6 protein-coding genes are annotated in these 13,980 nt (G+C 59.3%); 4 read left to right on the top strand and 2 right to left on the bottom strand.

From position 1 onward, the window contains the following. Positions 1 to 166: 166 nt before the first annotated feature. From rpoC to NZK35_RS04535, 4 genes are all read left to right on the top strand, one after another. A complete protein-coding gene (gene rpoC, locus NZK35_RS04520) occupies positions 167 to 4,573 on the top strand; it encodes a DNA-directed RNA polymerase subunit beta' (RefSeq protein WP_259631404.1) in 4,407 nt (1,468 codons plus the stop codon). 158 nt (positions 4,574 to 4,731) lie between these two features. Continuing rightward, positions 4,732 to 5,769, top strand: coding sequence for a lysylphosphatidylglycerol synthase transmembrane domain-containing protein (locus NZK35_RS04525; protein WP_259631405.1), 1,038 nt, complete (start codon positions 4,732 to 4,734; stop codon positions 5,767 to 5,769). Positions 5,770 to 6,294: 525 nt separating this feature from the next. Next, entirely contained in the window at positions 6,295 to 8,748 is a 2,454-nt protein-coding gene (locus NZK35_RS04530) for a PSD1 and planctomycete cytochrome C domain-containing protein (protein WP_259631406.1), read from the top strand. Between the two features lie 13 nt (positions 8,749 to 8,761). Further along, positions 8,762 to 10,276: a DUF1501 domain-containing protein gene (locus tag NZK35_RS04535; protein WP_259631407.1), complete on the top strand. Its 1,515-nt coding sequence runs from the start codon at positions 8,762 to 8,764 to the stop codon at positions 10,274 to 10,276. Positions 10,277 to 10,365: 89 nt separating this feature from the next. Here NZK35_RS04535 and NZK35_RS04540 read toward each other — a convergent pair whose 3' ends face one another. Further along, positions 10,366 to 12,285, bottom strand: coding sequence for a PQQ-dependent sugar dehydrogenase (locus NZK35_RS04540; protein ID WP_259631408.1), 1,920 nt, complete (start codon positions 12,283 to 12,285; stop codon positions 10,366 to 10,368). Positions 12,286 to 12,422: 137 nt separating this feature from the next. Next, positions 12,423 to 13,787, bottom strand: coding sequence for an adenosylmethionine--8-amino-7-oxononanoate transaminase (locus NZK35_RS04545; RefSeq protein WP_259631409.1), 1,365 nt, complete (start codon positions 13,785 to 13,787; stop codon positions 12,423 to 12,425). Between the last annotated feature and the right edge of the window lie 193 nt (positions 13,788 to 13,980).

Consider the following 13,980-nt stretch of genomic DNA (forward strand, 5'->3'; position numbering starts at 1 on the left):
TCAAGGCGGACGGGTCGATTGCGACCAGTCGGCGGCGACGGCTCGGCGGCCCATCAGGCCGCCGCCCGCCTACACCATCGCCGCAACCGCACCCACCGGTTGCGGTCACCTTCAATACAAATCAATAGCTAACTGCTAACCGCTAACTGCTAAAGGCTTTCATATCATGTCGATTGGCGAAACCAGCAACTACGATCGCATCAACGATTACGCGTCGGTCCGAATCTCTTTGGCCCGGCCGCAGGACATCAAGAGCTGGTCGTTTGGTGAAGTCAAAAAACCGGAAACGATCAATTACCGGACCTATCGTCCCGAAAAAGACGGGCTGTTCTGCGAGCGGATTTTCGGTCCCGAAAAGGACTGGGAATGCGCCTGCGGCAAGTACCGGGGCATGAAGTACAAGGGCATGATCTGCGACCGCTGTGGCGTCAAAGTCACGCACAGTCGCGTTCGCCGCAAACGCATGGGGCACATCGATTTGGCCGCCCCGGTCGTGCACATCTGGTTCTTCAAAGCGATGCCGTCCCGGTTGGGCAATCTGCTCAACATGAAAACCAGCTCGCTCGAGAAAGTGATCTACTTCCAGGACTACGTGGTCGTCGATCCGGGGCAAACCGATCTGGAACATCAGCAATTGCTGACGGAAGAAGAGTTCCGCGCCGCACGTCAACAGTACGGCCCGGGTACCTTCGAAGCCGACATGGGTGCCGAAGCGGTTCGCAAGCTACTGAACCAGTTGGACCTGGTTCAACTATCCGAACAATTGCGGATCGAGCTGGATGAAACCGGCAGCAAGCAAAAGAAAAAGGACCTGACGAACCGCTTGAAGATCGTCGAATCGATCCGCGACAGCGACAACCGTCCCGAGTGGATGGTGTTGGACGTGATCCCGGTCATTCCCCCGGACTTGCGGCCGTTGGTGCTGCTGGACAGCGGTAACTTTGCGACCAGCGATTTGAACGACCTGTATCGACGGATCATCAACCGCAACAACCGGCTGCGGAAGTTGGTCGATTTGAACGCGCCGGAGGTGATCATTCGCAACGAAAAGCGAATGCTGCAACAATCCGTCGACGCATTGTTCGACAACAACCGTTGCAAGCGTCCGGTTCTCGGTTCGTCCAACCGGCCGCTGAAATCGTTGACCGACATGATCAAGGGGAAACAAGGGCGTTTCCGCGAAAACCTGCTCGGCAAACGAGTCGATTATTCGGCACGGAGTGTGATCGTTGTCGGCCCACGGCTGAAGCTGCACCAATGTGGTCTGCCCAAAAAGATCGCGTTGGAACTGTACCAGCCCTTCATCATCCGCCGCTTGAAAGAGCTCGGTCACGCCGACACGATCAAGTCGGCCAAGAAGATGCTGGAGCGAAAGGACGAAGAGGTCTGGGATATCCTGGAACAGGTCATCACCAACCACCCCGTCCTGCTCAACCGGGCACCCACGCTGCACCGGATGGGGATCCAGGCGTTCGAGCCGACGTTGGTCGAAGGCAACGCGATCAACCTGCACCCGTTGGTTTGCAAGGGCTTCAACGCCGACTTCGACGGCGACCAGATGGCCGTCCACTTGCCGCTTTCGATCGAAGCCCAGGTCGAAGCGCACACGTTGATGATGAGTACGAACAACGTGTTCGCACCGTCCAACGGGAAACCGATCATGAGTCCTTCGCAGGACATCGTGATGGGTTGCTACTACATGACGTGCGAGTTGCCCGATCGTAAGGGCGAAGGCATGACGTTTGCCGGGTACGACGAAGTTGAATTCGCGTACGCCCAGGGCATCGTCGACTTGCACGCCAAGATCAAGATGCGTCTGCCCAAGCACCAGCGTCTGAAAACGGAAAACAATGACGCCAAATACGGCGCGATCATCGAGACCACGCCGGGACGCGTTCGGTTCAACGAAATGCTGCCCGACGGCATGGATTTCTACAACCGCGCGATGCGTAGCGGCGACTTGGCCAGCGCGATCAGCGACTGTTATCAACGACTCGGTCGCCGCCCCACGATCCACCTGCTCGATGACATGATGCAGATGGGTTTCCGCGAATCGACCCGCAGCGGTCTGTCGTTTGCAACCGATGACTTGGTCACGCCGGAATCCAAAGTCGGCTTCATCAAGGAGGCGGAAAAAGAAGTCATGCGTCTGAAGAAGGCGTACGACCGCGGTCAAATGGCCGACGACGAACGCTACAACATGGTGCTCGACGAATGGACCAAGGCGCGGGAATTGATCACGACCGACATGATGGCCGCGATGGAATCCGACGTGCGAAAGGGCGGTTGGTACATCAACCCCGTCTTTTTGATGAGTCACTCCGGTGCTCGTGGTGGTATCGCCCAGATTCGTCAGTTGGCCGGGATGCGTGGTCTGATGGCCAAGCCGACCGGTGAGATCATCGAGACGCCGATCAAGGCGAACTTCCGCGAAGGCCTGTCGGTGTTGGAATACTTCAGTTCCACGCACGGTGCCCGGAAGGGTCTGGCCGACACGGCGCTGAAGACCGCCGACAGCGGTTACCTGACTCGAAAACTGGCCGACGTCGCGCAGAACGTCGTCATCACCATGGACGATTGCGGCACCACCCAAGGGATCACCAAGGGCGTCGTTTATCGCGGTGAAAAAGTCGAAGTCCGGTTGTCCGATTCGATCAACGGACGCGTCAGCCGCAAATCGATCGTCAACCCGGTGACCGATGAAGTGGTCGTCGGTGAAAGCGAAATGATCACGCCCGAAATCGCTCGCAAGATCGAGCAGATGGGGTTGGAAAAACTGCAAGTCCGTTCGCCGATGACCTGCGACGCACCCCTGGGTGTTTGCCGTCGCTGTTACGGAATGGACATGTCGACCGGTGCGATGGTCGAAGAGGGCATGGCGGTGGGCATCATCGCCGCACAATCGATCGGCGAGCCCGGCACCCAACTGACGATGCGGACCTTCCACATCGGTGGTTCGGTCAGCAAGGCAATGCAGGAATCCGACATCAAGAGCAAGAAGGCCGGAGAGGTTCGATTGACACGGATCCGTGCGGTCGAAAACGCCGAAGGTCGCAAGGTCGTTCTGACGCGGAACGGTGAAATCGCGCTGGTCGATGATCGCGGTCGAGAGTTCGAAAGCTATCCGATTCCGACCGGGTCGATGCTGATGGTCGAAGACGGCCAGAAGGTCAAACCGGGCGAAACGCTTTGCGAGTGGAACCCGTATTCGGTCCCGATTCTGTCGGAAGTCTCCGGTAAAGTCCGCTTTGAAGACATCGTCGAAGGCGAAACGGTTCGAACGGAGAAAGAAGCCAGCGGTAAAATGCGAATGGTCGTCGTCGATCACAAGGGTGATTTGCACCCCCAGATCGTCGTCGAAGACAACACCGGCAAGGCGTTGAACGTTCAATTCCTGCCGGAAAAAGCAACCATCTCCGTCGTCGACGGCCAGGACATCGTGCCCGGCAACGTGCTCGCCGAAATGCCGCGTGACAGCGGTGGTGTTTCCGACATCACCGGCGGTTTGCCGCGGGTCACCGAGATCTTCGAGGCGCGCAAGCCGAAGGATCCGGCGATCATCGCGGAGGTCGACGGTGAAGTGGAAATCATGCCCGAAAAGAAACGCGGCAAGACGACGGTGGTCGTTCGCAGCGAATCGGGCATCGAACGCGAACACTTGATCCCGACCGGCAAGCACTTCCTGGTGCACACCGGCGACATGGTCAAAGCAGGCCAGTCGATCGTCGATGGGCCGCTGGTGCCGCACGACATCCTGCGGGTTTCCGGTGAAGAAGCGGTGCAGCAGTACCTGTTGCACGAAATCCAACAGGTCTACCAATCGCAGAAGGTCGAGATCAACGACAAGCACTGCGAGATCATCATCGCTCGCATGTTGCGGAAGGTGAAGGTCGAATCGCCCGGCGACACCAGCCTGTTGCCCGGATTGGTGATCGACCGATTCCAGTTCCGTCACGCCAATCAAGAGCTGTCCAAGTGCATCAAGATCGCCAACGCCGGCGACAGTGATTACACCGAAGGCACGATCATTCCGAAGGACTTGTTCGAAGAAACCAACGCCAAGATCGAAGCCGAGGGCGGCACCCCGATGAAGGGCAAGCGGCCCAAGAAGGCGACCGCCAGTACGCAGTTGCTGGGGATCACCAAGGCGGCCGTGCAGTCGAACTCGTTCATCTCGGCGGCGTCGTTCCAGGAAACCACCAAGGTCTTGACCGAGGCCGCGTTGGCGGGCAAGGTCGACAAGCTGGTCGGACTGAAAGAGAATGTCATCCTCGGGCACCTGATTCCCGCCGGTACCGGTTTCCGCTTGTTCCAAGAATCGGAAGTCAACTACCGACGTGAAGCGCTTGAAGCCTTGGCCGAAGCCCCCGTGCAAAGCCTGGAAGACCAGTTCCCACTGCTGGAAGCCGGCGACGAGGTCCTCGGACCTGGGACTCCGGTCGATCAAGCGTCCAGCGATGCCGAAGCGGCAATGCAACAATTGATGAACGATCCGACACCCGCGACCGATTCGGATGCAAGCGGTCAACCGCCGGCTTCCGACGGTGACGGGGAAACGGTTTTGGGCGAGTAAACATCGCTCCGAACGGTGATGCCAAGCGGGGTGTTTTTGTTAGCGGTAGGGCGCGAGCCCTCCGGTTTTTCACGCTGAAACCGGACGGCTCGCGCCGTTCCGCTAAAAAGTGCTTCCCAGCATTGACCCTTTTTCAGGCGGCCGACTATTCTGCCGCCATGAAATCCAAGCGTCAACTCGTTGCAACGTTCTGCAAGATCGCGATCCCGCTGGGGATCATCGTTTTCTTGCTGTTTCGAGTCGAACCGCAGCAGTGGGAAACGCTCTCGCAGCACGACAAGAACTACCCGCTGCTGGTGGGCGCGTTGTTGGTCGCCGTTGCCGCGATCAGTCTTTCCTTCGTCCGCTGGTGTTTGCTCGTTCGCTGCCAGGGGATCGAGCTGACGGTTTTGGAAGCGTTTCGTTTGGGCGCGATCTGTTTTCTGCTGAACTTTGTTTCCGCCGGTAGCGTGGGCGGAGACCTGTTCAAAGCGATTTTCTTGGCCAAACGTCGGCCTGGCCGTCGCGTTCAAGCCGTCGCGTCGGTGTTGGTCGATCGTGGAGTTGGGCTTTATGGGCTGCTCTTGCTGGCGTCGATCGCGTTCTTTTTTCAGCCCGGTGGTGATGCGTCCGCACTCGTCGGTGAGGAGATGCATCAATTGAAGCTGGGAACGGCGATCTTGGTCGGTGTCGGAACGGGCGTGTTGGCGGGCTTGGTGTTTGGCGGACGAATCGTCGATCGCTTGGTCCGCTGGGGTGAGACGCTGCCCTTGGTCGGCGGGCTGATTCACCGAATCGGTCCACCGCTGCGGATGTTTCATGACCACCCGATCGCGTTTGGGATTTCGATTTTGATGAGTGTCGGCGTGCACGGCATGCTGACGCTCAGCATGTACTTGATCGCGTGCGGGCTCTATCCGTCGGTCCCTTCCCTGGGCGACCATTTCATCATTGTGCCGATCGGGATGCTGGCTTCGGCGTTGCCCCTGTCGCCCGCCGGTATCGGGGTGTTCGAGGCCGCGATCGAGTGGCTCTACAAATTGATTCCCACCGAACCGACCGACGCATCGGGAACGTTGATCGCATTGGTTTTTGAAATGGTCAAAGTGATCATCGCGATCATCGGCACGGTGTTCTACTGGACCGCGGGCGCCGAGGTGAAAGAGAGTTTGGAAGAAGCCGAGCACGCCGAGGAAAGCGGCGAGCCCTTGGAGTAGGCTGCGTGTGGCAGAGTGTCTGTATCCCGAAAGGGACGTCGATTGATTTGGAAACTGATTTAGATTCTCTCCCTCTGGGAGAGACGGCGTTTGCGCAGCAAGCAAACGCCAGAGAGGGCCGGCGCTGCGAAAGTTTTGGCGACTTTCGCTACGATCAACTCCGACACTTATGCAATCGACGTCGCGAAAGGGAGACCAGCAAGTAGCCGGCGGTCAATCGCAGCGCACACCGCCGGAGTCGAACTAAAGCAACAGCACGACCCCGACGCACGTCGCAGAGAGTGCTGTGACCCCGCCGGGGTCACCCCGTCATTTCACCTGCGTTTCCGGTGGTGCGCTACCGCGACCACCGGCTACTGGCTTTCACCCCTACCGGGGTGATGCATGACAAAGAACGCTCGACGCGCCAGCCGGAACCGCGCCGATGAAGCGGTCGTGCGCGCTACCCTGCGGGGCCACGGTTCAATCGATCGCGCGGGTTCGGATTTGCTGCATCGCTGGCCGGTTTGTGTTTACAATTCAGGGATGAGAACTTCAAACATTGTCATCGTTGCGGTGACGTCATTGATCCTGGTCGACGCCCGAGCCGCCGAACCGACTTCGGCCGCGATCGATTTTTCGCGCGAGATCTTGCCCATTCTTTCGGACAAGTGTTTCGTCTGTCACGGACCCGATACGGACGAAGACGTCACGTTGCGTTTGGATTCGTATGAGGCGGCAACCAGCGATCTCGGCGGGTACCGGGCGATCGACCCGGATGATCCGGCATCGAGCGAACTGGTGCTGCGGATCCTGTCCGAAGACGATCCGATGCCGCCGGCGGAGGCGGAAAAGCAGCTGACCGATGCCGAAAAACGATTGCTCGCCCAGTGGGTCGCCCAAGGCGGTGAGTACTCCCAGCACTGGGCCTTCATCCCGCCCAAAAAACGTCTTCCGGCGTTGCCCGACGGCGGCGATACCCAGGCGACGATCAATCCCATCGATTGGTTCGTGGCGGCGAAACAACGCGGCCGCTCGATCGACTTTGCCCCCGAAGCCGCGCCGGAAACGCTCGCCCGGCGGGCCTCATTGACGCTCTGCGGGTTGCCGCCCGGACCGGAGGAGCTGGCGGAATTCTTAAGGGATCGCCGAGCCGACGCGTACGAACGCTATGTCGATCGGTTGCTGAACAAGTCCAGCTTCGGAGAACACCAGGCACGGCACTGGCTCGACGCAGTGCGTTACGGTGACACCCACGGTTTGCATTTGGACAATCGCCGCGGCGTCTATCCCTATCGCGACTGGGTCGTGTCGTCGCTCAATGCCAATTTGCCGCTGGACGATTTCATCACGTGGCAATTGGCGGGCGATTTGCTGCCCGATCCCGGCGTCGAGCAACTGGTCGCGACCGGTTATGTCCGGATGAATCCGACCAGCGGCGAAGGCGGTGCGATCGAAGCGGAGTACCAAGCGAAGAACAACTTTGACCGAACCGAGAATCTGGGGGCGGTGTTGTTGGGCATGACGCTCACCTGTGCCCGTTGCCACACACACAAGTATGACCCGGTGCCACAGACGGAGTATTACCGTTTGATGGCGTTTTTTAATAGCACGTCCGAGCCGGCGCTGGATCGAAATAAATATGACTACGGGCCGACAACGAAAGCGCCGAGCGACCAAAGTCAATGGGCGCGATGGCGACTGCTGAATGATCGGCTGGGGCAATTGATCCACGCCGCGACGGACGAGCTCTCCGATGCGGCGGTGGTGGCGGACCGGAACGCTTGGGCCGATGCGACCGATCGAGAAAAACTGGAAGCGTTGGCTGACCCCGACAGTCCGTTTTCTTCGTTGAGTGTGCACACGGAGGCGACGTTGCTGAGTTTGGAACTCGAATCATTGGAGCAGGGGTTTACAACCACGCTCGTCGCCAAAGACTTGCCAACACCGCGTCCGACCCACGTTCTCAGCCGTGGCGAGTACAACCGCCCCATCGGCGATCCGCTCGAGCCCGGCGTCCTGACGGCCATGGGTGATTTTCCAGAGGGTGCCCCGCGCAACCGGTTGGGGCTAGCGCAATGGTTGACTTCGCCGAGTCATCCGACCGTCGCGCGGGTGTTGATCAATCGTGTTTGGCAACACACCTTTGGACACGGGTTGGTGCGAACCCCCGAAGACTTTGGTTTGCAAGGCGCCTACCCGACGCACCCCGATTTGCTGGACTGGCTGGCTGTGGAACTGCAGGAAAGTGGTTGGGATCTCAAGCACATGTTGCGGATGATGGTCACCAGCCGAACCTTTCGTCAAAGCTCGGCTTGGCGGGAAGACGTCGATGATCCGGAAAACCGACTGTGGTCACGCGGGCCGAGCTACCGATTGGATGCCGAAGTGATCCGCGACATCGGTCTTTGGTCTGGCAACTTACTCGATCCGATGATGGGTGGCGAAGGCGTCAAGCCCTACCAGCCGGCCGGGATGTGGCAGGCGTTGGCCCATCCGGCCAGCAACACCAAAAAATACGAACGCGATCACGGGCAACGACTTTATCGCCGCAGCTTGTACGTGTATTGGAAGCGCACCAGTCCGCATCCGATGATGACTTTGTTTGACGCCCCGGATCGAGAAACGAGTTGCGTCCGTCGCTCGCGAACCAGCACGGCATTGCAGTCGTTGGCGCTGCTCAATGAAACCCAGCGGATCGAAATGGCCCGCATGTTGGGCCAGCGATTGATGCTGCAGCGGAGTGACGTGTCGTCGCGAATGGATCTGCTATTCCGTCTGCTCGCCAGTCGCGGACCGTCGCAGACCGAAGCGGAGGCGTTCGAGGAATTGTTGCAGAAAATGCTTCAACGGTATCGCGGCAACGTGGACGACGCCCGAGCCTTGCTGTCCATCGGCGATATCGCCAGAGACGAATCGTTGGACCCCGCCGAACACGCCGCCTGGACCCAAGTCGCATTGACCCTGTTGGCCAGCGACCTGGCGATCATTTTGTACTAAACGAGATTGACCGATGAACTTTCTTGAAACGCTGCACCGGCAGCAATTGGCGACGACGCGGCGGCAGCTTTTCGGCCGCACGGCACTCGGGTTGGGAACCGCTTCGATGGCGGGCCTGCTGGGTGACGAGTTGTCGGCTGCGGGGACCAACGCATCGACGCTCGGCGGCGGGCTTCATCACTTGCCCAAAGCGAAACGGGTGATCTATCTGTTCATGAGCGGCGGACCGAGCCAACACGACCTCTGGGATTACAAACCCAAACTGGCCGACATGTTTGGCGAGCAATTGCCCGCCGAAGTCCGTGACGGCCAACGCATCACGGGGATGACCGCCAACCAAAAAAGTGGATTGCCGCTTTGCCCCAGCAAGTACAAATTCACCAAGCACGACAACAACCAAGACGGGGTGTGGATCAGCGAACTGTTGCCGCACACCGCCAAGGTCGCGCGCGAATTGTGTGTCGTGCACAGCACGTTTACCGAGGCGATCAATCATGATCCGGCGGTCACGTACATTCAGACGGGCAGCCAAATCGCGGGACGTCCGAGTTTGGGTGCCTGGTTGAGCTACGGGCTGGGCAGCATGAATGAAGATCTGCCGCATTACGTGGTGATGCACGCGCATTCAAAGTACGCCGAACAAAGTTTGTTCAATCGTCTGTGGGGACCGGGTTTCTTGCCGGCCGATCACCAAGGCATGTTGCTGCGTAGCGGCGGCGATCCGGTGTTATACCTGAGCAATCCACCCGGGGTGACGTCATCCGACCGCCGTGACCAGCTCGATGCGTTGGCGGCGATCAACCAAGAACAGCACCGACACTTCGGCAACCCCGAAATTTTGGCACGCATCAAGCAGCACGAGATGGCGTACCGAATGCAAACGTCGGTCCCCGAGTTGATGGATTTCTCCAGTGAGTCGGAGTCGACTTTCGAGCTCTACGGCGAGGAGGCTCGGACGCCGGGGACGTTCGCGGCGTGTTGCCTCAACGCACGCCGTTTGGCCGAACGAGGCGTCCGCAATATCCAGATCTTCCATCGCGGTTGGGACGCCCACAATCGGCTGCCGACCGAACATGAATCACAATGCAAAGACATCGACCAGGGGTGTGCCGCGCTGGTGCATGATCTGCGGCAACGCGGCATGTTGGACGATACGTTGGTGATCTGGGGCGGCGAATTCGGACGCACCGTGTACTGCCAGGGCAACCTGACGCGAGAGAACTACGGGCGTGACCATCATCCCCGTTGTTTCACCGTTTGGATGGCCGGCGGAGGAGTCAAGGCGGGGATCACGTACGGACGCACGGACGACTACGGCTACAACATCGTCAACGCCGACGGCAGCCCGATGATCCCGCGTCCCGAAAAAGAGCATTGGACTCCTGGGACGATGCACATCCACGACCTCAACGCGACGATCTTGCACCTGCTAGGCATCGACCATCGCAAGCTGACCTACCGCTATCAGGGACGCGATTTTCGGCTGACGGACGTGGATGGTCACGTCATGCACGACTTGATCGCGTGACCCATACGACGGCCTTTCCAGACCGTCGAAACCGGCGACAGCCTGGAATGGCTGTCGTACATTAGCCTGCAAAACCCCTGATGACGTGCTTAGTTGGCGAAGCGGTAAATGCACTCGCCGCGGGGGCTTTCGGTGAAGAAATAGATCTCCCCGTTTTGATCTTCGCCGAAACCCAATACCTGGACGCCTTCGGGGATCACTTGCTCGTTGGCGGTCGCCCGCTTGGTTTCCGGGTCGAAGGACAAGGCCCAGACCACGCCGGTGACGTAGTCGGCGTAGAGGTACTTGCCGTTGAGTTCGGGAAGACGTGCGTTGCGATACACACGGCCGCCGGTGATCGAACGGCCGATGCGGTGATCGTATTGCCAGACCGGATCGATCGGGTCACTGACGCCGGCGACCGGGGGGCGGTTGCCAAAGCTGTTGGTGCCTTCCCGGTTGCTCCAGCCATAGTTGCCGCCCTTGGTGACGACGTTGACCTCTTCCCAAAGCTCTTGTCCCACGTCGCCCATCCACAGGTCGCCTGTTTGGCGGTCGAAGGCCAGACGCCAAGGATTGCGAATGCCGAAGGCGTAGATCTCGGGCTGCGCGTCCGGTGTTTTGACGAACGGGTTGTCGCCGGGAATGCCGTAGCCCTTGTCGCCGGAAGGGTTGTCGACGTCGATTCGCAAGATCGAACCGAGCAGTTTTGACAGGTCTTGGCCGGCCGCTTTGGGGTCGTTGCGATCGCCACCGTCGCCGAGCCCGATGTACAGGTAACCGTCGGGGCCGAATTCGATGCTGCCGCCGTTGTGATTCTTGTACGGCTGGGCGATCTCCATCACGATCCGTTCGGTCGCGGCATCGGCTTTGTTCGGATTGTCCTTGGACATCGTAAACTCGCTGACGACGGATCGATCGTTATCGGCATCGGAGTAGTAAACGTAGAACTTTTGGTTGTTCTTGAAATCGGGGTGCATGGCCAAACCGAGCAAGCCCTGTTCGTTGCCGCCACTGTTCTTCCAGTCGGCGACTTCGCGGCGCATGTCGAGCACCAGATGCGACTTGACGGTTTCGGGATCATTTTGGAACGTCCAGATCTGACCGTACTGCGACGCGATGAACACGCGGTTGCTGCCGTCACGTGGGTAGGTCAGTTCCAAAATCCGCAACGGGCGAATCTTGCCGTCGTCGTCGACCGCTTCCCACTGATCCAGTTTCAGATTGGGGAACGCAAGTTCGCTTTTCAAGTCGAGCTTTCCGTCGATCGGCTGTGGAACGCTGCCGTCGGGATTGATGCGACGCACCTTGATATTGCGAAACGCGACTTCATCGCCATGGTCTTGCAAACAGAGGTGCCCCTGGCCGGCATTGCCGAACTCCGGAAACTTGGCGAACTTGCTTTCCGAGACACGCCGGTTCCAGTCGTTGTTTCCGATCTTGAAGGTGTAGTATCGCACGCCGTTGAGGCAGACTTCGCAGCCTTGGGGGGCGATTCTCAAATAGATTTGATTCCACTGGCCGGCCGGTCGCGAGGCGTCAACGGGCGTCTGGTCGACGGCCCAACGCGGCGGTGTCGGTTTATACAACTGATACAGCCATCCCGCCTTCTGTGGGTCGTGTCCGTCGGCGTTGTCTTGGATCTGGATTTCCGGTCCGCTGTGCCACGGTTTGGCGTTGTCTTCGGTGACATGAAACATCAGCCCACTGTTGCCTTCGGGGCTGATCTTGTAATCGATCAACAATTCAAACGCGTCATACTTCTCTTTGGTGATGATGTCGCCGGCACCTTTGTCGGCGCGGACCAGGGCTCCGTCGACGACTTTCCAGCCCTCGCCGAGCGTGTCTTTTTGGTAGTTGCGCCAGGCATCGGCGGACTTTCCGTCAAATAGCAATTTCCAGCCGCTGCGTTTTTCGGCTTCGCTCAGTTGATTCGCATCGGTCTGCGCAAACGCGGAATGGGGGACGCCGACCATGCAGGTCACGGCAAAGGCGGCGGCGCATTTGCCGACAAATTTCAGAAGGAACATGCAAAGATACCGATCAGGGATAAAAGGGCAGGGGAGGGGAGGAAGGCGACCGCCAGCGATGGTCGGGCCGAATCGATTCGTGGCGACCATTATTTCCCGAAAGAACACCGCCAACAACAACCGAGTCTGTGAATTTGTCAACTCTCTCGCGGCCAGCGAGCCCATTGCCGGGTCACCGAAACGATCGCGTCGCCGATTTTTTCGAGTTCGCTCGCGGAAATCACCAGCGGCGGTGTCGTGTAGATGCAGTCTCCGAAGGGGCGAATCAAGACGCCATGGCGGACAAACAGGTCCCGCAGACGAGTCACGTGATCGAGTGAATCGACCTGGACGACCCCGATCGCGCCCTTGACGCGGACGTCGACGACCCGCTCGATCTGGCGACATGGCGCCAACAGTTCGCTCAGTCCCGCTTCGATCGTTCGCGTCTGATCCAGCCTCGGCTCCCGCTCAAATAAATCCAGCGAAGCCCCCGCGGCGGCACAGGCCAGGGGGTTGGCCATGAAGGTCGGCCCATGCATCAACGCTTTGGACGCGTCGTCTGACCAAAACGCCTGGAACACCCGCTCGGTTGCCACCGTCGCCGCCATCCCGATCATGCCGGCCGAAAGCGCCTTCCCCAGACAGATCACATCTGGAACGATGTCGGCCTGTTCGATCGCGAACAGGGTGCCGGTGCGTCCAAACCCGGTCGCCAATTCATCGGCGATCAGCAACACATCGTTGTCGCGGCAGCACTGGGCGATGGCGCGCAGCACCTCGGGTGAGTGAAACCGCATTCCGCCGGCGCCTTGCACCAGCGGTTCGATGAACACGCCCGCCAAGCACTCTCGGTTTTGCTCCAGCAGCGATTGAAACCGTTGCATCGAGTCGTCATCGCGGGGGATGTCGATGTTCAATTGTTGCAACAACGCGCCTTCAAAACGCGCGTGCATGCTGCGCTCGGGATCACACAGTGACATCGCCCCGGTGGTGTCGCCGTGGTAGGCATTGGCAAACGACAAGAATCGGGTGCGGCCCCGCTGGCCGCGATTGCGATGGAATTGGATCGCGATCTTCATCGCAACTTCGACCGCGACGGATCCGGAATCACAAAAGAACACGCGGTTCAGGTCGCCGGGCAGCAGCGCGGCCAGACGCCGGGCGAGCATCAATGCCGGTTCGTGGTTGATCCCGCCGAACATCACGTGCGGCATTCTGTCAAGTTGTCGATGCATCGCATCGACCACGTGCGGGTGGTTGTATCCGTGACAGGCCGACCACCAAGACGCCAGGCCGTCGATCAGTCGGCGCCCATCGCTCAAGTGCAAGTAGACGCCTTCGGTACGATCCACCGCCAGCGGCAAGGGGGCCGTCTTCATTTGGCAATACGGCATCCAAAGATGTTCGTAACCCTGCTGTTGCCAATCGGGAACGTTGGAAACGTCGGGGGCTGAATCGGTCTTGGACGACGGCGAGGGAGCGATATCGGGACCTGCGAGGGAAATGGGCGATGAAGACACGGCGCCGGGGACATGAGCCCAACGCGTTAGGATCGAGCGGAAAAAAATGTTGGATCGATTGGAGTGGGATTGGCTTCCGGCCTGTCATTTCAGCATCGACGAGCCTGCAAGCCTATCCCACGGGCCGTCGACAGCCCAACGCCACCTCCATTGATCCCCAAGGAGTGAACAGAACGGCGCGAGCGGGCTGTCG

Source organism: Stieleria sedimenti (assembly GCF_025060895.1).
Taxonomy (GTDB): Bacteria; Planctomycetota; Planctomycetia; order Pirellulales; family Pirellulaceae; genus Stieleria; species Stieleria sedimenti.

Coding starts and splice junctions, on each gene's coding strand:
- NZK35_RS04535 (WP_259631407.1), top strand. CDS start 8,762: ATGAACTTTCTTGAAACGCTGCACCGGCAGCAATTGGCGACGACGCGG.
- NZK35_RS04530 (WP_259631406.1), top strand. CDS start 6,295: ATGAGAACTTCAAACATTGTCATCGTTGCGGTGACGTCATTGATCCTG.
- NZK35_RS04525 (WP_259631405.1), top strand. CDS start 4,732: ATGAAATCCAAGCGTCAACTCGTTGCAACGTTCTGCAAGATCGCGATC.
- rpoC (WP_259631404.1), top strand. CDS start 167: ATGTCGATTGGCGAAACCAGCAACTACGATCGCATCAACGATTACGCG.
- NZK35_RS04540 (WP_259631408.1), bottom strand. CDS start 12,285: ATGTTCCTTCTGAAATTTGTCGGCAAATGCGCCGCCGCCTTTGCCGTG.